Source organism: Rhodococcus sp. NPDC055024 (genome assembly GCF_053608585.1).
In genome coordinates this window covers 143,882-163,780 of the sequence record NZ_JBSGVT010000001.1, presented here as the reverse complement: position 1 = coordinate 163,780, position 19,899 = coordinate 143,882, and the positions used below count along the sequence as shown (strand labels likewise).

The window sequence follows — 19,899 nt, the reverse complement described above, 5'->3', positions numbered from 1 at the left end:
AATGATCCGTGCCTTCAACTGCCTCCTCGCTGTTCTGGATCGCGCTGATCGCGGCCGTCGCACCGATAGTCGCGGGCCTGATCCCGCGTCGGCTGGTTCCCGAAGTTGTGTTGCTGCTGGTCGCGGGCGCAGTAGTCGGACCGTTCGCTCTCAACATCGCCGCTGACAGCGAAGCGATCGGAATCCTCCGCGAACTCGGCCTCGGCATGCTGTTCCTGCTCGCCGGCTACGAGATCGACCGACAGGAACTCAGTGGGCGCGGCGGACGCCGAGCGCTCTATACGTGGCTGTTCTGCCTCGCCCTGGCGTTCACGGTGGTCGCGCTGCTGGGCATGAGAAACGTGATCTCCGCGGAAGCCGCTGTCGCCATCGCGATGACGTCGACCGCTCTGGGCACGCTGCTGCCGATCCTCAAGGACAACAAACTCCTCGACACGCGCTTGGGTAAGACCGTCCTCAACCACGGGGCCGTCGGCGAGCTCGGGCCGGTCGTTGCGATGGCGGTTCTGCTGAGCGCCCGTGGTGCCGTCCTGTCACTGATCGTGCTTGCCGTTTTCGCCTTGATCGCCGTCATCGTGGCGGTGCTGCCTGGCAAGCTGATTCATGAAGGCTCGTGGACACATCGGCTGGTGCGGGCAGGAGCGGACACCACTGCGCAGACGACGGTCCGCCTCACCGTTCTGTTGTTGGTCAGCCTCGGAGTGCTGTCGGCAGTGTTTTCGCTCGACGTTATCCTGGGTGCGTTTGCCGCCGGCTTCATTCTGCGGCGGCTGATGCCAGAGGGCGACGAGCGCCTCGAGATCAAGCTCGACGGAATCGCCTTCGGGTTCCTCATCCCGATTTTCTTCATCACTTCAGGCATGGCGATCGATGTCTCGGCGGTCGCCGCGAGTCCCGGCATACTGATTGCATTTCTGATCCTGATCGTTGTGGTCCGCGGCGTGCCGGTGTTCTTCGTGACGAAATTCGAGAAGGTCGAGCCACCCTTCACCACGCGTGAGAGTGCGCAAGTCGCGCTGTACGGAGCTACCGGTCTACCGATGATCGTGGCTGTCACTGGCGCCGCCGTCGACGCGCATCAGATGTCCTCGGACAACGCGTCAATTCTTGTCGCGGCCGGTGCGATCACCGTTCTACTGCTGCCGATGCTCGCCACTCTGTTGACGAAAAAAGAGAAAGTGTCCTGATTCAGAGATCCAACTGCTCGTCGAGCCAGTCGAACATTCGCTGATCCGTCAGACGCCTTGCCATGGGCTGACAGTGGAAGTTCGCGCCCTCGGCAGCGGTGAATGGAACCACTGTCGTCGGTCCGCCGGAGAGGGCGGCGAGCCGCTTGGATTGACCGGGCCAGAACTGCTCGTCTTCCGGTTCGGTGATCAGCAGGGGAGTGGAGATCGAGCCGGCGACGTGTTCGAGGTGGTACTTCCGAACGGCGGTGAGGGTGTTGTAGTAGCCGTCGGCGAGGTACGGACGCGCTCGGAAACGCCAGATCCGGGCGCTGTCCTTGGAGAATTTCATCCCCAGCCCTATCGCCATGTCGCGGTCGAAGGCCTCCGACTTCTCCTCGTCGAGCAGCTTCTGCATGTTCTTGGGGATGTGGGCGAGCCACGACGCGGCCACGTCCACTACTCCCGGATCGGCGATAGCTGCCGCGATCCGATGCTCGAACGCCAACGACTGCGGCACCCAGTACCCGCCCTGACTGATCCCGTACATCGCCAACTTCGACGCATCGACGTCCGGCCGGCCCACGAGGTGGTCGACGACGGGCGTGATGACGGCTTCCCAGTCGTGACGGAACGGGATGTTGCGCTCGAAGAGCATCGACTGCTGGCCGGGACCGTCGAACATCAACACGTTGTAGCCCCGCTCGAGGGCTCCGGCGCCGCCGCTGCCCCACAGCACGCTGATCGGGCCGTCGCTGCCGTTCACCATGATCAGCGTCGGCCGCCGCACGTCGCCGGGTGGGCGGAAGAAGTACCCGGGCAGATAGGTGTCTTCGTAGGGGATCCGGACGCGTTCGACGGGTTGGGAAGTGGTGTCGACAAAGCGGTCCCACGCTTCGCGGTGACGTTTGAAGGTGGGGACGAGAACCGAATCGTCGCTGAGACCGTCGACGGCGTTGATCGCCACACCGAAGTACGACGCTGCCCGCAGATACGCGTTGGACGCGCTTCGTGAATGCCCGGCCTCGGCTGACCCTTCGGCCTGCCCGAATACCCGCGTGCCGAGGTCGAACCAGGCCTCGTACCAGCCCTCGAGGTCCTTCTCTCCGACATGAGCGATGGCCGAGAGCACCTCGCCGGCATCTGCCGCGCCATAGGTGGCCAGTCCCAGAACGACTCGTAGCTCGAAGTCGAAGGATTCGTTGCGATAGAAACCAGCCGTGAACGCCTGGTGAGGATGGGCGAAGAACGACGACGCGAGAGACATGGGCACACCTTCGCTAGTTCGGGGCAGCCATTTTCAGTTGTAGTTCCAGGATCGCCCGAATCGCTTGCCGGAAAACCTGTCAGCGTGGCGACGCCGGGAGCCCGGTGGACGGCGGCCTCGACATCGCAAATGCCAGGGTGCACAACCACAACGACATTCCCAGCACCTGCGCACGTTGAGCGATACCCAGTCCGAGATTACCGCCGCCCGAGACCTCAATGCTGTTTGTCGTCAACATCCACACCGTCGCAAGGGAAGTCAGGATCAAAATGGTCAGGCCGGTCGTGCGCAACGACCGGTGTTCGCGATACCTGAACGCTCCCACGGTGAATGCGATCATGGCGGTGAAGATCGCGAACACCGCCACGCTGCTCGTCAATGCGTGAACATGGTGAAGTTGCGGAAGCAGCCCGTCGGGTGCGCTCGACGGGCAGCCCTCGCCCGAGCATTCGAGGGGGAACGACGCGTCGGCGATTGTGGCGATGCCGAACACTGCAAGTGCAATCCAGCCGGTGACGTAGAGCCTGCGCCTGGGCGTGATCAGCAGACCAAGCGCTCCCGAGATCAACATCAAGATCGCGGACAGGACGTCGGCATTGCCGAAGACATCACGGTATTTCTGGTTCTCGGCATCGAGTTCGCTGAGGAACGATGTGACCGGGTCGAGGCCGGTGTCGAGGAAGAATTCGAGAATCCACGACGAGTAGACAATTCCGCCCAGAGCCAGCGCAGCCACCAAACCCCACCGCGCAACGTTGCGTTCCTTCACGAATTCGAGCTTACGGACCGAGCAGGGCTTTCTGGACGCGTTCGGCTGCTACCAGCGGATCTTCGTGCTCCCAGATGCGGATGACGGTCCAACCCTGCTCTGCCAGACGTGCATCGGTGTCGCGGTCTCGAACCACGTTGGCGGCCAACTTGTCCGTCCACCACTGCGCGTTGTTCTTGGGAAACGTCGCATGCTGCGGGCAGCTGTGCCAGAAGCATCCGTCCACGAATACCGCGACTTTTCGGCGCGGAAATACCAGATCAGCGCGTCGGCGAACACCTTTGACCGGCGCCCGGTCCACGAAGTATCGCAGCCCGCGCCGATGAAGCTCGCGTCGAAGTGCGATTTCGGGTTTGGTGTCGCGCCGACGCTGAGCGCTCATCCGAGCGCTGGTGGCAGGATCAGTCGCAGGCACCGTGGTTCTCTCAGCCGTCGGAATCGTCGCTGTCTTCGGGATCGGACCAGGTAGGCGCAAACCTGTTGCGACGCTCCACTTCACCGTGCACGACGGTCACGAAGTCGGTGAACGAAAGCGTCTGAGCGTCGGTGGGGCGGCCGTTGCGCGGCGGTGGTTCGTCGACGTCGAAGAACCGGACCGCACCATCGGGTTCGTAGAGTCCGATGTAAACCTTCTCGAAGAGGTCGTAGCGGGTGTCCTCGGCGCCGAGATCCACCCAGGCCTTTCCCGGAACGCCGACCACCGCGCGCTTGCCCCGACCCGAGCGCTTCGAGAGCGTCGTGACGTGGTGTGCAAAAGAGGATTTGCCGGTGTCGCTGGTCTTGGTCGGGTCGCCGTCGTCGCAGGTGGCGTACGGCTCGAACATGACGGCAACCAACACGCTGTAGGGCTGGCGCTGATGCAGAACCATTGCCTCGCCGCGCAATTCGTGGTCGTTACGGACGATGTTCTTGGTCCACCGTCCCAGCTTGCCGCTGCGCGGACTGTAGTCCTGGAAGTTGTAGGTCTTGATGGAGACGCAGAGGATCAGACCGAGAGTGGGGTCGAGTGCCTTGACGTCCAAGCGCTTTCGGCCCTTGGCGACATCGACCGTTGCCTCCTGGCCTTCGCCGGACGCCGTCGGAGTGATGTTGGGATACAGCGGACGCAGAGCATCGGCCACCGTCTGTGCCAGTTGATTGGACAGTCGCTGTGCGTAGTTCTTCTTCTCGCCGCGATCGGCATCGGCCGGAGGCTTGTCACCTGCGAGTTGTAGTGCGCTCCACAGCGGTTCGTGTTCCGGCTCGGAAAACAGTGTCTCCGGAAACAGGGGTTCGGGAAACAGCGGTTCTGTCATGCTGCGGCCTCGGGGTATCCGCCCATCCGCTCGAGATGGCTTTCGACGTCCTCGATGAAACCGGGGATGAACCGAAGGTTGCCCATGCGAGCGCGCTTGAGGAAGCCTGCCGTCGCCCGCGCCGACAGCAACCGGGTGTCTTCGAGGAAGCCGCTCAGATCTTCGTACTCGTACTGCACCGGCCACGTCGAGGTGTGTACGCGGAAAGCCTGACGGTTACGGCCCCACGCCGCGCTCGGCCACGCGTCGCCGGGCTCGAGCGGCGTCTCGCCGGCGGCGTCGTATTCGATGGGATCGCTCAACCGGCCACCGACCCACGACGCCATCCGCACGCTCACGGCATTGCCGACGAGCTTCCATCGGTGACTGTGCCGAAGGCCGGGGACCTCGACGGACGGCAGCGTCCAGTCGGGATCGAAACCCTGCAAGCGTTCGGCGTCGACGAGGCCGGGGGTGACGATCTCACCGGACGGCAACCGGACTGCCGGTTGGCTGGGGATGCCGACGGACGAGCCGCCCTTGAGTGTCGGCACGGCATTGACGGCCCATCCGAGTCCGCGGGTGCCTTCGGTCCAGTAGAAGCCGCACGGGTAGTCCGCGGGATCGCCGCCCAGGCGCTCGCCGGCGTCCTGGCCGAACAGAATTTCGCGAGGATCATCCGTGCGCGAGGCGAGCATGATGACCCGCTGGCGACGCTGGGGGAGTCCGAAGGCGCGGGCGTCGACCACCCGGTACGCCCACGTGTATCCGAGGTCTTCGAGCGCGTCGGTGATGTGCCGCATGGCAGCGCCCTTGCCGAGTTGCAGCATGAACGGAACGTTCTCGATCAACAGCCAGCGCGGGCCCTTCTTGCGCTTGACCAGACGGAACACCTCGTCCACCAGGCCCGAACGTGCGCCGGTAATTCCTGCGGTCTTGCCGGCTTGAGAGAGGTCCTGGCAGGGGAAACCGGCGGCCACCAATTCGATGTCACTGGGCAGCGCGCGCAGTTTGGTGACGTCGCCGTGCAACGGAACGTCAGCGAAACGCGAACGGAGAACTGCCTGGGCGCCCGGATCGATTTCACACAGCAGTTCGGTGTTCCACCCATGTTCCGAGAGCCCCAACTCCAGCCCACCGATACCGGCAAACAAACCCACCATGCTCCGCGACGACGTCACAGCACCCTTCCTCACGAACCGACCTAGAAGCACGGTACTCGAGAACTCCGACACCGTTTGCCAACTATTCGGTCCGCGGCGTGCTCCCTACGGAAGAACCGTTGTGAAACGCCTTACATCGAGATCTTCGGCGCGGATCGAAGTCCCTAAAAGGTCCCTGATCCGAGCAATAACTCGAACCAGCGGTGCTCCCCGCCCGTTCGTCCATTACCGTGGTCGGGTGAGCATCCAACCTTCCGGTGACGCGTCCTGGCCCGCGGTATTGACCTGGCAGGCCCACAACGCTCCTCGTATGGAGTCTGTTCGTGTGCAGCTGAACGGAAATCGCATCAAGGCTTCCGGCCGGATCATCGGTGGAGCCTGCAGCGATCACCCGGCATTCAGCGCGTCATACGACCTGGTCACCGACGAGGCCGGCATCACCCGCAGGCTCTCCGTGCGGACCGCCTTGGCCGCCGGTGAGCGTCAGATGTCGATCAGCCGGGACGAAGAAGGCACCTGGATGGTCGAGAACGGCGCCAGCCACCAGCGCTCGTCGTTCGACGGTGCACTCGATGTCGACGTGATCCTCAGCCCGTTCTTCAACACGCTGCCCATCCGCCGCGTCGGCTTGCAGAACGACATCGAAGACGCCGAGATTCCCGTCGTCTACGTCAACCTTCTCGACCTTCGCGTCGAGGGTGCGACCATCACGTACAGCAGCGGCACCGACGGAATCAGCGTGCTGTCCCCGGTGTCCAGCTCGACGCTGTCCGTCGACACCGAAGGTTTTGTCCTCGACTACCCGGGTCTGGCAACTCGTATCTAGGTTGCGTATCGCCGGATGACGCCACCGCGTCGACCGGCGTCTCGCATCCGGTCGATCCAGTCGGGTTCTCCGACGTGAATATCTTCGATGTCCCAACGCTCGTGCGATTGGTAGGCGCCGCGCGCAGCGAACCCTGCGTCCACCAATCGTGCCGTCGAGCCGTTGTCGAGCAGATCGGTACGTGCACCCTGCAGAAGGTCGAGCGCTTCGTCCAGCGCGACCAGCAGGGCGTCGCGGTTGCCCTCACACATCGCCCGCACCAGGCCGGGCGCGCTTCCGGCCACGCGAGTGCCGTCGCGAAATGATCCGGCAGCCAGCCCGAGTGCCAGTTCGCCGCCGGCGGCTCCCGTGATCGCAAGTGTTTCCGCGAGCAGGTGAGGCAAGTGCGAGATGCGCGCGACGGCTCGATCGTGCTCCAGAGATTCGGCAGGCACGACCACCGAGCCGCAATCGAGTGCAAGGTCGGCGACCTGCATCCACACCTTCGCGTCGACGCCTTCGTCGGTGGCAACGACCCACACCGCGTCGACGAACAGATCTGCATCCCCGACCGCCCAACCCGAAGCCGACGTCCCCGCCATCGGATGACCGCCCACGAATTTGGCGCTCAGACCGGCTCGTTCGACCGCAGCCTTCACTTCACCCTTGACGCTGACGACGTCGGTGATCGGATTGTTCGGCGCATGCGCGGCGATTGCCGCCAAGGTGGCGTCGACGGCAGGCATGGGCACGGCGATCACGATGACTGCACCGCTAGCGTTCGCCCTGCGCAGTGTGGAAACCAGGTCGGTGTCGGCGTCGAAACCGTCGGCTCGGGCCGCCTCAGCTGACTCGATGGAACGGTTGTAACCCCATGCTTGACGGCCGGATCGGACGGCGGCACGAAGTAGCGAACCACCGATCAATCCGAGGCCGAGAACGCAGACTGGTGGGGCGGAATCGATCGCAGACACGAGTTCAGGTTGGCACATCTATGCTCGGACTTCACTCACTGGCACCAGGCGGGCTACCGTTGCGCCATGGGTGCACAGCGCGCGGGTAACAAGAGCGCCTCTTCGAACCAGTCGGAGGAGCTTGAAGGCTTCGGTGTCGCGGTGGTCCGTGAAGAGGGGCGTTGGACGGTCAAGGCACTGACGCCCGACGCGTTGACCTCGCTCTCGTCCGCCGAGACGCAGCTGCGTGAGTTGCGAAGTTCGGGTGCCGTCTTCGGTCTTCTCGACGTCGACGACGAGTTCTTCATCGTGTTGCGTCCGGCTCCGTCGGGCACGCAGTTGTTGATTTCCGACGCCACCGCCGCCATCGACTACGACATCGCAGCCGACGTCCTCGACGCCTTGCACATCGAGATCCCCGACATCGACCCGGACGACCTCGACGATGTCGAGCCCTGGGAAGAGGGCGATCTGTCCGTCCTCGCCGATCTGGGCCTGCCGGAACCCGTGCTCGCCGTCATCGCGGCCGAGACCGATCTCTATCCGGACGAGCAGTTGGGGATGATCGCGCAGCGACTCGGGTTCGCGTCCGAGTTCGGCGCAGCGCTCGACAAGCTCCCGCGCTAGATGACTCTCGCTGACGATCAGCGCATGATCCGTGCGGCCATCGTGGCCGCACGTTCCGCCTCCGACGCAGACGTCCCGGTCGGGGCAGTGGTATTCGATGCAGACGGCGTCGAAGTTGCTCGCGCTGCCAATGCCCGGGAAGCGTCGTCCGATCCGACTGCGCACGCCGAGATCGTCGCATTGCGTGCTGCCGCGAAAATCTACGGCGACGGCTGGCGTCTGGAAGGTGCGACGCTGGCGGTCACGCTCGAGCCCTGCACGATGTGCGCCGGCGCTCTGGTCCTCGCCCGGGTCTCCCGAGTCGTTTTCGGGGCGTGGGAGCCGAAAACCGGTGCCGTCGGATCATTATGGGACGTAGTTCGAGATAAAAGATTGACCTATCGACCGCAAGTGCGCGGAGGCGTCCTCGAGGACGAATGCGCTGGGCTTTTAGAAGATTTCTTCCGCGAGCAGCGAGCCTGAAATCGCTATTCCCCATCGAGAGTGATCGCACACTCGGGTAGCCGGAACCGGTAAACGAGGGCATGGTGGAGGCAGATGCCGTCAGGGTATCGGCGGATCGTCGGAAGGCGATTCGTTCGCGTTCACGGAGGAGAACTCATGGGAATCGCAGACAAGGCTCAGAACAAGGCCGAAGACCTCGGGGGCAAGGCCAAGGAAGCTGCTGGCAGCGCTACCGGTGACCGGGACCTCGAAAACGAAGGCAAGGGCGACCAGGTGAAATCGGCCGTCAAGGACGCAGGCGAGAAGGTCAAGGACGCCGCGTCCAGCATCAAGGACAAGCTCACGTAATACCGCTCCACCTGGCGATTTCGGTCAGGGGCACTCCATCCGGTAAAGTCACCAGCGGTGGCGTGTCCGAGCGGCCTAAGGAGCACGCCTCGAAAGCGTGTGACGGGTAACCCCCGTCCGAGGGTTCAAATCCCTCCGCCACCGCCAAAGCTCCCCACCTGTTCACACAGGTGGGGAGCTTTTTTGTGTCAATTCGTGTGAGTCTTCGGCCACTTGTGGCCACTTTTCGGCCACACTCACGGGCCAGGAAAGACCAGATCCGTCAACGCCTTGCCGACGCACCGGCGAGACAGCTCGTCGAGGATGAACTGAGGGACGGGCACCGATCGGGTCCGGAGAATCTTGGTCAGGCCCTCCGCGTGATGGACTCCGAGCTGCACGGCATTGTCGTGGACGGTAATCCGGCGGTGCAAGAACTCCACATCTTTTACCCTCAGTGCCACCAGTTCGCCCCAGTGCAGTTCTGTGTAGGCGAGAGTGAGCACCTGAACCCGATGTTGTCCTGACTCGTGAGCCAGACGTGCAACGTCGTCGGCTGAGAGGTTCAGGTGAGTGAGGTTCAGGAGAGCGCCGTCGACCTCGAAGCCGATGGTCGCCGGTACCTCGGTTCGTTTGCCTTCCATCAGTGATCCGAGCGCGACTACCAACCAATGGGTTTGGAAACTGTCTGCGCTCGGGCTCCGCACAGTTTATTAGTTGAATACGGCACAAACGATCTGCCGTAGCGCACCTGGACGCCGAGGACCACAACTCACGCAAATGTGCAGGTCTTCTCACAATCACAACTGTGAAAAGATCCAGATCCGTCAGAAATCACCTTCAAAAAGAATCAAGTACGTATTCTTCCTCAGTGCCGGACAGTTCTAATCGTAAGTCCCACTGCACGACCAACGGCCGGCACATTGAAAACCCGCACCAACTTACATCTTGTGCCTGCTCGGATCATCTGTGGATCGACTCATGCGCTCCGGATCCGGGAGAGCTGGATGAAGCTCGAAGAAATACCCCAGTTTCGAGGACTTTCGCATTAGCGTCGTGCAACCTCCCCGAAGATCTTTGAAAACCGGCACCTCTGCCCTGTATGCAGTAACGAATGATGCCGGGCTCTAAACGAAGAGAGGAGGTGAATTAGAAATGAATAACGTCCTCCTTGCTATCGTCAACGTGATCGTGGCGATGGCGAACGGTTCCACGATCCCCTTCTCATTAGAAGGCGCAGGGCCACTAACCGCCCCCGACTTGTAAGAAGATCGGCCGACCGCATGTGGATGACAGTTTCAGCTCTGCCTGACAGGGTCCCAAATAGTTGGTCGAGGCCGCCGCGAGCATCCTCGTCATCGGCGACTAACGCCACGAAGAGGCCGTAGAACACCGCCATCTACCGCTAAACTCCACAGCCGACGCTCTCTTTCAAAACTGGAGGGTGTCTCTTTTCCTGGAATTGAGACACGGTTGCGGTGAGTTACCGATCTGGATCGCAAATAGCTTCCCGGCTCCGGGAAATGGTCAACCGTGGGCGCTACGCCAACAGTTGGCGTCTACTTGCGTAACGCTGGTAGTTGCCCAGGGCGTTTTCGTGGCCACATTTTGGCCACACTTCACCTTGAAACCGGGTGATTCAGCGTTACCTCAGGGTTCAAATCCCTCCGCCACCGCCAAAGCTCCCCACCTGTTCACGCAGGTGGGGAGCTTTTTTGTGGGTGGGGCCCGAATGCTGCCGGGGACGGACACGCTCCGGCCGGAGTATCGGGCGACCGGCCAGGTCGAAGCCCGTGTCCCTAAAGCCGGGGCGGATCCGTCGCTCCGAAACGTAATCTTTAGTCAAGGAACAAATATTCGGATTGGGCAGAAATCCGTCGTTGGGACGAGAGCGGCTCCCGACCTCGGGGGAGATCGGGAGCCACTCTCCTTCTAATAGGGGAGGCCCGCCCCAGTCGCGGTGTAAAACCCGTTCAACGACAAAGCCGTTCGTTACTTCGAAGGTCGGGCTGTTGTCGTTCCTCTGGGGACCTGTTTCTGCCGGGCGGCCCAACCCCTCTGCTGTGACAGATTGAAATGTCTTGCCGGACAAGCACTACTGACCGTTGGCTAGTTCCCTCAGTTTTGCGCGAGACACCTTGCCTGCGGCCGATCGCGGAAAGTCCTGCACGAAGATGTATTCGCGCGGGCGTTTGAATCCGGCGATGTGATCACGTACGTGCTGGTCCAGTGCCGTGCGGAGGTTGTCGTCTCCGTCGAATCCGGAGGCCAACTGGATAACCGCCACCACTTTCTGGCCCCACTCCGGGTCGGGCACGCCGATGACTCCGGCATCGTCGACACCGGGATGCTCGAGCAGCGCGCCCTCGACCTCGGCCGGGTACACGTTCACGCCGCCGGTGAGAATCAAGTCCGCGCGGCGATCCAGTACGTACAGGTAGCCGTCGTCGTCGAAGCGTCCGACGTCTCCTGACGTGGCGAAGTCGCCCCAGAACGCAGCAGCGGTTTTCTCCGGGTCGCCCAAGTATTCGAACGGGTTGGCCTTGAAATAGATAGTGCCCTCCTCGCCCGGAGCGGCCTGTTCTCCGTCCAGCCCCCGGAGCACTACGGCGCCCGGCACCGGTCGTCCGATAGTGCCCGGATGTTCGAGCCACTCTTGCGTGGAGCACGTCGCCACTTGGCCCTCGGTGGAACCGAGGTACTCCCACAGCACCGGCCCGAACCAATCGATCATGGCGCGTTTGGTCGCCGGGGGGCACGGGGCACCGGCGTGAAGCAGGGACTGGATGCTCGAAACATCGGCACCAACCCGAACGCCGGCCGGCAAATCGAGGAGTCGTTGAAAGTGCGTCGGAACCATGTGGGAGGTAGTGATCGCGTTGTCGCTGATCGACCGAAGAACATCTTCGGCGTTGAAGCCCGGCAAGACGTACAGCGTATGCCCGGCGTGCAGGAGGAACATTGAATTGCCGCCGGGAGCAGCGTGATACACGGGCGAACAAACCAAATGGCGACCGGGTTGCCCTGGTGGGATTCCCACAGTCGGCAAATACTGAGCGGCCATTGCGAGTGAGCTCTCGGGAGTTGCATCGGGGAGTGGACGGCGCACACCCTTGGGTCGTCCCGTGGTGCCGGACGTGTACATCATCAGCGAGCCGAGTGTCCGTGTGGCAGGAGTCTCGTCCGAGACGTCGGTGAAGGATTCGTAGCTGGACCAGTCGGCCGGCGCGCTACCGATAACCACTCGGTGCTGCACTGCGTCTTCGACACGGCCGACGACCTTGTCGGCGAGTTCTGCGTGCGTGATGAGTACTGACGCACTGGAATCACGCACGATGTATTCAACTTCGGGCGCAGCCAGATGAGTATTGATCGGAACGAAATACAAACCACTCTGCGTGCATGCCAGGGCAATTTCGTAGTACTCGGCACCGTTCAACAGCAGACCCGCGACGACGTCGCCCCTGCGCAGACCCGCAGCGGTGAACTTGTTGCTGAGCTGGTTGACCTTACTGATGAGCTCGCCGAAAGTTTTTGTCTTGCCGTCGATTACGATTGCGGGCCGAGTGGGGTCAGTTTGGCCAAGCAGCCAGGCTCCGCCCTCTGAAGGATCAGACGGTTGTTGGTGATCCTCGCGCTCGCTGTTGACCACGGTAGACATGAGTGTCCTCTTTCTGGAGGGATTTCGGTGACTATTGCGAAGTGTTCTTAGTTTTCGGGGGGTGTGTCGTCGGGATCGCAAACGCGTACTGATCACCATCACCACTGGAAACCCGATGGCAACCAACGTCCAACTCTCCGGACGTTGGTTGCCAAGGGCAGACCGCACCTATTGCGTCGACGCGGCGTGGCCGTCAGCCGCATCTTTGTCGAGCGGTAATCCGGGTGACGATCAGAATGAAAGGCCTGTCGTTACCGGCGCGAGGGACCTGCGATCACCTGTAGTTCGGTGAAGCTGTGCAGACCCCAAGGGCCGTTTTCCACTCCGACGCCGCTGTGCTTGTGACCACCGAAGGGGAGGTGGGGGAGTACACCTGCACCGTGCGCGTTGATCGAGACTTGCCCGGCGTCGAATTGCGGTGCGAGCCGGGCGGCGTGGTCGGCATCCCCCGACCACACAGATGCGGTGAGACCGTACTCACTTCGGTTGGCGCGGACGATGGCGTCGGCTTCGTCGCGGAACGAGATGATGGGAAGCACCGGGCCGAATTGCTCTTCGTCGACGATGCGCATTCCGTCGTTGACCTGGTCGAGGATGGTCGGCTGATGAAAGTAGCCGTCCCGGTCAATTGGTTTGCCACCGGCGGTGGCCCGCGCGCCGTTGCCCACCGCGTCCGCAATCAATTCCTTGACCCGTTCGAACTGCGGCTTGTTGTTGATAGGCCCGAGTTCTGTTCCCTCGACGGTCCCCTCGTCGACCTTGACGGATCTGGCGATTGCACTGAGTGCCTCGACCAGTTGGGGTTGGATACTTTCGTGTGCGTACACCCGCTTGATCGCGAGGCAGATCTGTCCGTTGTTGGTGAATGCGCTTCGGAAGAGGCTGGGTGCGATCTTCTCCACGTCCACGTCGCCGAGGATGACGGCGGGATCGTTTCCGCCGAGTTCCAGAGTGATGCGCTTGAGGTCGTCGGCAGCCCCGAGTGCGACCTTTCGCCCGACCGCGGTTGACCCGGTAAAGCTGACTTTCCGCGGAACGGGGTGTGAAACCATGGTTGCGCCAAGAGGATCAGGCCCGGTGACCACGTTCAGCACACCGTCGGGGAAGGTGCCACGGAGAATTCGGGCGAGCGCAAGTGTTGCCAGCGGTGTGTACGGCGACGGTTTGACGACGATCGTGTTGCCAGCCCGTAGTGCCGGCGCAATCTTCCACATCGCGAGCGTGATCGGAAAATTCCACGGGGTTATGGCACTGACGACACCCAACGGTCGACGGGTGACCTCCTCGAACGCCTCTGCGTCGTTTCGGATGATTTCCCGCGGGATCTCGAGATCGGCGAAGTAGCGCAGCCACGTCGCCGCAATATGGAATTCCATCGTGGAGTCGGCGAGCGATTTGCCCTGTTCGAAGGTCAGGATCGGGGCGAGTTCGCTGATCCGGCTTTCGATGACGTCTGCTGCTTGGCGCAATGCGCTACGACGGAATTCCTCGTCGATCCGCCACGATGTGTACGCATTCTGAGCTGCGGCGAACACCTCGTCGAGCTGATCCGGTGTGACGGACGGAGCCTGAGCGAATACCTCGCCTGTCGCGGGGTTGATCACACCGAAGGTGCCGGTGGTGAGGAGATCGCGTCCATTCGAGGTTGCTGCCGCCGATAATGCTAGCGAATCCGTTGAGGTCATTCTCGATCCCATTTCGTGGTCAGTGTTGTGCCGGCGTCAGCACCGGCTTGATGGTCTTGCCGGAGAGCGAATCCTCCACGGCCTGGTTGATCTGTTCGAGCGGGTAGGTCTGGACGAGCTTGTCGAAGGGGAACCAACCGCGCTGCCACAGATCCACGAGCTGGGGAAGGAAGATCTGTGGGATCGAAGTCCCTTCCAGGGCATACGTCACGGTCCGGCCGGTCAACAAAGTCTGGTCGATTTCGATTTTCGCCTGGCTTCCACCTACCAACACCGCTTTACCCGGCATGTCGAGGACGCTGATAGCTGCCGTGATCACCGAGGGCACACCGGTTGTCTCGAAGGAGAAGTCGAGTCCGCGTCCGCCGTTCTTGATCGCTTCGACGAGGTCAGGCGTGTCGCCGCGGACTGTACGGGTGGCGCCGACTTCCAACGCTGTTTCGAGCCTGGCGTCGACCAGGTCGACGACGACGATGTCGCGTGCGCCTGCAGCCTTGGCAGCCATCACAGCGGCAAGGCCGACGCCACCCGCCCCGAACACTGCAATGCTCTGTCCGGCAGCAAGTTTCATCTCATTGAGGACTGAACCGGCTCCGGTCTGCAGGCCGCAGCCGAGAGGGCCGAGAAGCTCGAGTGGGAGTGATTTGTCCACCACGACCAGATTGCGCTCGGTTGCGATGGCGTGCGTGGCGAACGAGGATTGCCCGAACCATCGGTTCGCCAGCGGGAGGCCGTTCTGATCGACCGCGCTCGTGCTGAGGTCCGTGCGACGCCCCGTAACATTGCGAGAAAAGAATTCGTCACAGTAGGAAGGGATTCCGGACCGGCAGTTGCGGCAGTGACCGCAGGCATCAAAACTGATCAGCACGTGGTCACCGACCTCGATGCCTCGGACCCCGCTACCAACCTCTTCGACGATGCCGGAACCTTCGTGGCCGAGAATGATCGGCCCCATCTGCTCGACCAAATCGGGATCGAGTATGTGGAGGTCGGTGTGACACATCCCTGCGCCGATTACCTTCACGAGAAGTTCGTCCGGTGCAAGCGGCCCGAGCTCGATCTCCTCGAGTTCGAACTTGCCGTCGCCGTTACGCAGTACGGCGGCCGTTGCGGTAGTGGTCATGATTTCTTCTCCGTGGGGTTGAGGAGCTCGAGCGCATCTGCCCAGGTGCCCTTTTTGGCAATAATGCGGCGCAACTTCATGATCTTGCGTTGTTCGTTCAAGGTGGCGGCGCCGACCAGGCGATCACCCGAGCGGTACAGTGCCACGAATTTGTCAGCTTCCGGATCGCCGGAAGCGAAGACAACTTCGTCGGCGACTGCAGTGCCTACGAACTGGATTCGGCTCTCGTACCAGTCGCTCCAGAAGTAGGGGACTGTCTCGTAAGGCTTGGCATCCTCCGGTGCGACGGCATTGACAGCTGCCTGGTTCGCCTGATCAGCAGCATTCGTCCAGTTCTCCAGCCGCACTGAGAGTCCGTCGAACGCGGGGTTGGGCCAGTGGACCACATCGCCTGCCGCATAGACGTCTTCGAGCGAGGTTTGAAGGAACTCGTTTGCTATCACCCCGCCGTCTACTGGATGTAGTTCGATGCCCGAATCTGCCAGCCACCCGGTTGCGGGAGCCGCTCCCACGCCGACGACGACTAGTTCAGCGGGCAGCGAAGTGCCGGTGCTGAGCCGGACGGCCTCGACGTGGGTGGTGCCGATCAGCTCTTCGACCTGGACGTCGCACAAGAGCGGAATTCCGTTGCGTTCGTGCAGCTTTGCGAGTGCCTGGCCGACGGTCTCACCGACTGCGCGGACGAGTGGAATGGGCGCAGCCTCGACGATCGTCACGTCTGCGCCTCGGCCTCGGGCGGACGACGCGAGCTCGGACCCGATGAATCCGGCGCCGACTATCACGAGCTTTGTTCCGGGGCGCAGTCTTTCGCGGAGGGCGAGTGCGTCATCGATCGTGCGAAGCGCGATAACGCCGTCCAAATCCGGGGCGTGGGGCAACGAGCGTGGTGATGCACCGGTCGCAATGATCAACTTCTGGTAGGGAATCCAGTCGTTGTCTCCGACCCGGACGCGGTGCGCCTCGGGGTCCAGCCCGGTCGCCGGTGCCCCGAGGAGAAGCTTCACATCCAGGGAGGCGAGCTCCTCCGCGGTGGTGTGATAGTCGACCTCGGCGCCGTCTTTCAGGAACTGCTTGCTCAGGGGAGGCCGGTCGTAGGGAAGATGGAGTTCGTCGCCGACCAGAGTGATCGGTCCCTCGTACCCTGCCAGGCGGGCGGACTCCGCGGCCCGCAGGCCGGCCAGTGACGCTCCGACGACAACGAGCCCCGCGCCGTGATCGATATCTGTTGTGCTCACGGTTACGTCTCGTCGAGGGTCAGCGCTTTGGCCGGGCACGCACGAACTGCCTCCCGGACGAGAGCTTCGTCGCCGGCATCGACCAATTCCTTGTGAAGAATCAGCGATCCGTCGTCGGCTACCTCGAAGTAGTCTTCGGTTACGGATTCGCAGATCCCGATTCCGGTGCACCGTCCGCGATCGACAATGATTTTCATAGCGCCGTTCCTGTTCTTTACTGGGGTTGTTACACGCGTACCGGGAGGTGCTTGATCCCGTTGATGAATTCGCTGAAGAGGTACACCGGCTCGCCAACCTCCATGGTGGGAAGTTTGGTGAGAATCTGTGAGTACAGCGCTCGCAGTTGGGCTTTGGCGACCATGTGGCCAAGGCAGTAGTGGACCCCGCCACCGCCGAAGGCAACATGGTTGTTGTTGGGGCTGCGCTGCAGGTCGAATCGATGAGGATCGTCGAAGGTGTCCTCATCACGGTTGCCCGAGCAGTAGAACATGACGAGTTTGTCGCCCCTGTTGATCTGTCGTCCACCCAGCTCGATGTCAGCGGTGGCTGTGCGTGCAAATTCCTGGACGGGTGAGGCGTGGCGAATGAACTCCTCGATCGACTGCGCGATGCGGCCGTCGAAGTCTTCCGTCAGCCATCGCTTCTGGTCCGGATTCTTGGCCAGCGACATGGCGGTGTGGCTGGTGGTCTGCTTGGTGGTGTCATTGCCGGCGACACTGAGCAAGAGCATCATGGCAGTGACGTCCGACTCGGAGAGCGGTTTACCGTCGAATTCGGTGTTGGCCAGTGCCGTGGCGATGTCGTTGGCCGGGTTCCTGCGACGGAAATCGACCAGGTCGTTGCCGATCTGCGCCAAGATCTCGATCTGCTGCACGGTGAACTCGACCGGTGACATCCCCTCCGGGCACACCTCGGGGTCGGCGGCACCGACAAGGTTGTCGCCGGCCTTCGCGAAGTCTTGGACCAAGCTCTCGGGGACACCGACGAGATCGGCGATCGTGAGCATAGGCAGCTTCGACGCGACTTCGGTGACGAAGTCGAATTCGCCCGCGCCGACTACTCGATCGACGATTTGTTCGGCACGTTCTTCGATCTTGTCGCGCAGACGTTTGACTGCCTTCGGTGTGAACCCGGAGCTGATGATCTGGCGGAATCGAGTGTGATCGGGCGGATCCATCATCACGAAATTCTGTCCCCCGTACATTTCCGGATCTTTCGGCGCGAACCCCACCCCCCGCCACTTCAGTTGATCGGAGCTGAAGATTTCGTGGTTCTGACTGACGAAGGCGATATCTGCACTCTTGACGACTGCCCAGAACCCTGGCTCGCCGTGGTCGGGTTTGAAATGCGGGCGGTCCAGAGGCTTGTGCCAGCTCAGCGGAGCATTCTTGCGCAGCCATTCGAATGTCTTGTCCCGCTCGGCAAATGGCCGATTCCAGAACTCGATGCTGGTGATATCGATGTCCGGCGCCGTCAGCGGGTGCTCGGTGGATGGAATTGAAGTGGTCATCCAGGTGCCTTTCTGTGGCTCCAGCGGGGGTGTTCAGTCGACGAAGTTCCTACTCGTCGGGGTGTAGCAGTCGGCTAGCCGAAGATCGCTTCACGGACGTCGGTTCGAGAGAACCAAACTGCCGGCGGCGCCGAAGTAGTACCCGACTCCCTGAACGAAGCTGATTTCGACTCCCGGAACCTGCTCGCACGCTTCCCCGCGTAGTTGGCGCACGGCTTCCTGGATGGCGAACATTCCGTACTGACCGCTGTGGGTGTACGACATTCCACCGCCGTTGGTGTTCATCGGAAGTCGACCGCCCTTGGACGTATGTCCTTCGGCGACAAAGTCTCCCGATTCGCCGAAGCCGACAAACCCGAGATCCTCGAGCATGTACAGCGGGACGTGAGCGAAGGCGTCGTAGGCCATCAGATGGTCGACGTCGTCGTGGGTGATTCCGGCGGTGGCGAACGCTTCTGCGCCCGCGCGACGGAACCCGCCGAACGATCCGGGGTCCTTCAACTGTGAAACCAATGTAGATTCGGCGGATTCACCGGATCCGAGGAGGTAGAGATGCCGATCGGATCCCGGCATGTCTGCTGCTCGTTCTGCACTGGTGAGGATCAAGGCGCCGCCGCCGTCGGTTTGCACACAGCACATGTCGCGGGTGAACGGGTACGCCACGCGTGGACCAGCGAGCACTTCGTCCACCGACGTCGGCTTGCGGCGGAAGGCTCGGGGATTGTCGAGTGCCCAGTTGCGCTGGGAAACGACCAGTTCAGCCATGTGTTCGATGGTCATTCCGCGCTCGTGCAGAAAGCGCAGGGCAGGAAGCGTGAAGGTCGAATACGGCATGGTTGCGCCGTAGACAGTCTCGAACTGACCGGTCATGGAGTTCAAACCCAGCGGCCATGGTGGCGCGCCGACGCGGGACCGGCCGGACTCTCCGTGTGTCACGAGAATAACGTCAGCGGCACCAGAAGCAATGGCGGCTGCGGCGTGACGCACATGAAGCATGAAACTGCAGCCGCCGACGCCTGTTCCATCCAGCCAGCGAGGGGTTATACCGAGATGGTGAGTGACCTCGAAGGGGCCTAGTCCGGTGGTGGCGACGCCGTCGATGTCCGCGGGAGTGAGGCCGGCGTCGGTCATTGCGTTGCGGGCGGCGTTGGCATGTAGATCGAGCACAGACATGTCCGGCAATACGCCGATTTCGGTGGTCTCCGACGCGCCGACGATCGCAATGTTTCCGTTGTGCATTGATGTCATCGGGCCGACTCCTGCAACGGCGTGAACATAGGGAGCTTCAGGTCTCCACGTTCGACGAACGTGACTTCGAGCTTTAGGTCGAGCGGAAGGTTTTCAGGCTCGGGATCCACCCCGATCACGTTGCTCATCAGACGGGGTCCCTCCTCGAGTTCGACCAGGGCGACGACGATGGGAGTCGCGGGGTCGAATGGTGGAGTCGGTCGATAGTTGATCACGTAGGACACCAGTCGGCCTCGGCCACTGACCGGGGTCCACACCACGTCGTCGGAGTTGCAGAACGGACAGAATGGGCGTGGATAGAAGTAGTGCTGTGTGCACGACTTGCATTGTTGAATGGTGAATTCCTCCCGCTGTGCACCTTCCCAATAAGGAGCAGTGGCTGGGGTCGGAACCGGTACAGGCCCAGTCAAGGGACAGTCCTTTCGTCGTATGGTTCTACGTTGGGACATCAAGACATTCAACGGAATTCGTTCCGCGGTGTCTTCTAAGTAGAACGCGTTCCGTTACGCTCGTTTCGGCGGAATACCATCTGTTACGTTTTTTCGGGCGGGGCGAACTCTGTGTCGCTCTCGTAAACGGAACGCGTTCTGTCACGATCAGAGTGATCCAGTTCATGCCGGATGTCAAGGTTTGGCCGGGAAG

Annotated in this window: 20 protein-coding genes and 1 tRNA gene; 6 read left to right on the top strand and 15 right to left on the bottom strand. The window is 61.9% G+C overall.

The window, feature by feature from the left end:
- Positions 1–8 precede the first annotated feature (8 nt).
- Positions 9–1,187 carry a cation:proton antiporter gene (locus ACWF6P_RS00765; protein ID WP_452619614.1) on the top strand — a complete coding sequence of 393 codons (1,179 nt, stop codon included), beginning with the start codon at positions 9–11 and terminating at the stop codon, positions 1,185–1,187.
- A 1-nt stretch (position 1,188) separates the two neighbouring features.
- Here the strand turns inward: ACWF6P_RS00765 and ACWF6P_RS00760 are convergent, their stop codons facing one another.
- The 5 genes from ACWF6P_RS00760 to ACWF6P_RS00740 all read right to left on the bottom strand — a co-directional run bounded on the left by ACWF6P_RS00760 (position 1,189) and on the right by ACWF6P_RS00740 (position 5,639).
- Complete coding sequence (locus ACWF6P_RS00760; protein WP_452619613.1) at positions 1,189–2,433, bottom strand: alpha/beta hydrolase family protein; 1,245 nt, start codon at positions 2,431–2,433, stop codon at positions 1,189–1,191.
- Between the two features lie 79 nt (positions 2,434–2,512).
- Entirely contained in the window at positions 2,513–3,202 is a 690-nt protein-coding gene (locus tag ACWF6P_RS00755; RefSeq protein WP_029254264.1) for a DUF998 domain-containing protein, read from the bottom strand.
- Positions 3,203–3,212: 10 nt separating this feature from the next.
- Positions 3,213–3,617 (bottom strand): very short patch repair endonuclease, encoded by a 405-nt coding sequence (locus ACWF6P_RS00750; protein WP_019746481.1) that lies wholly within the window; start codon positions 3,615–3,617, stop codon positions 3,213–3,215.
- A 10-nt stretch (positions 3,618–3,627) separates the two neighbouring features.
- Positions 3,628–4,497: a hypothetical protein gene (locus ACWF6P_RS00745; RefSeq protein WP_452619612.1), complete on the bottom strand. Its 870-nt coding sequence runs from the start codon at positions 4,495–4,497 to the stop codon at positions 3,628–3,630.
- Positions 4,494–5,639: a DNA cytosine methyltransferase gene (locus ACWF6P_RS00740; RefSeq protein ID WP_312637598.1), complete on the bottom strand. Its 1,146-nt coding sequence runs from the start codon at positions 5,637–5,639 to the stop codon at positions 4,494–4,496. Before ACWF6P_RS00740 ends, ACWF6P_RS00745 begins: the two co-directional genes overlap by 4 nt.
- 238 nt (positions 5,640–5,877) lie before the next feature.
- Here ACWF6P_RS00740 and ACWF6P_RS00735 point away from each other — a divergent pair, with 238 nt between their 5' ends.
- Positions 5,878–6,465, top strand: a complete 588-nt coding sequence (locus tag ACWF6P_RS00735; RefSeq protein WP_452619611.1) for a putative glycolipid-binding domain-containing protein — start codon at positions 5,878–5,880, stop codon at positions 6,463–6,465.
- Here ACWF6P_RS00735 and ACWF6P_RS00730 read toward each other — a convergent pair.
- The gene (locus ACWF6P_RS00730) at positions 6,462–7,436 is read right to left on the bottom strand and encodes a prephenate dehydrogenase (protein ID WP_452619610.1); all 975 of its coding nucleotides are present in this window, start codon (positions 7,434–7,436) and stop codon (positions 6,462–6,464) included. The genes ACWF6P_RS00735 and ACWF6P_RS00730 overlap by 4 nt on opposite strands.
- A gap of 48 nt (positions 7,437–7,484) precedes the next feature.
- Here ACWF6P_RS00730 and ACWF6P_RS00725 point away from each other — a divergent pair, with 48 nt between their 5' ends.
- The 4 genes from ACWF6P_RS00725 (at position 7,485) to ACWF6P_RS00710 (ending at position 8,963) form a co-directional block, all read left to right on the top strand.
- On the top strand, positions 7,485–8,024 hold the full coding sequence (locus ACWF6P_RS00725; protein WP_452619609.1) for a tRNA adenosine deaminase-associated protein: 540 nt from the start codon (positions 7,485–7,487) through the stop codon (positions 8,022–8,024).
- Positions 8,025–8,486: a nucleoside deaminase gene (locus ACWF6P_RS00720; RefSeq protein ID WP_283306545.1), complete on the top strand. Its 462-nt coding sequence runs from the start codon at positions 8,025–8,027 to the stop codon at positions 8,484–8,486.
- Between the two features lie 138 nt (positions 8,487–8,624).
- Positions 8,625–8,816, top strand: coding sequence for a CsbD family protein (locus ACWF6P_RS00715; protein WP_003943869.1), 192 nt, complete (start codon positions 8,625–8,627; stop codon positions 8,814–8,816).
- A 56-nt stretch (positions 8,817–8,872) separates the two neighbouring features.
- Positions 8,873–8,963 (top strand) — tRNA-Ser (locus ACWF6P_RS00710).
- An 89-nt stretch (positions 8,964–9,052) separates the two neighbouring features.
- On the opposite strand, the gene ACWF6P_RS00705 is transcribed toward ACWF6P_RS00710, so the two are convergent.
- From ACWF6P_RS00705 to ACWF6P_RS00665, 9 genes are all read right to left on the bottom strand, one after another.
- On the bottom strand, positions 9,053–9,439 hold the full coding sequence (locus tag ACWF6P_RS00705; RefSeq protein ID WP_452619608.1) for a hypothetical protein: 387 nt from the start codon (positions 9,437–9,439) through the stop codon (positions 9,053–9,055).
- Between the two features lie 1,451 nt (positions 9,440–10,890).
- Complete coding sequence (locus ACWF6P_RS00700; protein WP_452619607.1) at positions 10,891–12,456, bottom strand: AMP-binding protein; 1,566 nt, start codon at positions 12,454–12,456, stop codon at positions 10,891–10,893.
- A 251-nt stretch (positions 12,457–12,707) separates the two neighbouring features.
- A complete protein-coding gene (locus tag ACWF6P_RS00695) occupies positions 12,708–14,141 on the bottom strand; it encodes an aldehyde dehydrogenase family protein (RefSeq protein ID WP_452619606.1) in 1,434 nt (477 codons plus the stop codon).
- A 19-nt stretch (positions 14,142–14,160) separates the two neighbouring features.
- The gene (locus ACWF6P_RS00690) at positions 14,161–15,264 is read right to left on the bottom strand and encodes an NAD(P)-dependent alcohol dehydrogenase (protein WP_452619605.1); all 1,104 of its coding nucleotides are present in this window, start codon (positions 15,262–15,264) and stop codon (positions 14,161–14,163) included.
- Positions 15,261–16,499: an NAD(P)/FAD-dependent oxidoreductase gene (locus tag ACWF6P_RS00685; RefSeq protein WP_452619604.1), complete on the bottom strand. Its 1,239-nt coding sequence runs from the start codon at positions 16,497–16,499 to the stop codon at positions 15,261–15,263. Before ACWF6P_RS00685 ends, ACWF6P_RS00690 begins: the two co-directional genes overlap by 4 nt.
- A gap of 2 nt (positions 16,500–16,501) precedes the next feature.
- A complete protein-coding gene (locus ACWF6P_RS00680; protein WP_378536731.1) occupies positions 16,502–16,696 on the bottom strand; it encodes a ferredoxin in 195 nt (64 codons plus the stop codon).
- Between the two features lie 29 nt (positions 16,697–16,725).
- Entirely contained in the window at positions 16,726–18,009 is a 1,284-nt protein-coding gene (locus ACWF6P_RS00675) for a cytochrome P450 (protein WP_452619603.1), read from the bottom strand.
- 90 nt (positions 18,010–18,099) lie between these two features.
- Complete coding sequence (locus ACWF6P_RS00670; protein ID WP_452619602.1) at positions 18,100–19,257, bottom strand: thiolase C-terminal domain-containing protein; 1,158 nt, start codon at positions 19,255–19,257, stop codon at positions 18,100–18,102.
- Positions 19,254–19,667, bottom strand: a complete 414-nt coding sequence (locus ACWF6P_RS00665; protein ID WP_452619601.1) for a Zn-ribbon domain-containing OB-fold protein — start codon at positions 19,665–19,667, stop codon at positions 19,254–19,256. Before ACWF6P_RS00665 ends, ACWF6P_RS00670 begins: the two co-directional genes overlap by 4 nt.
- Between the last annotated feature and the right edge of the window lie 232 nt (positions 19,668–19,899).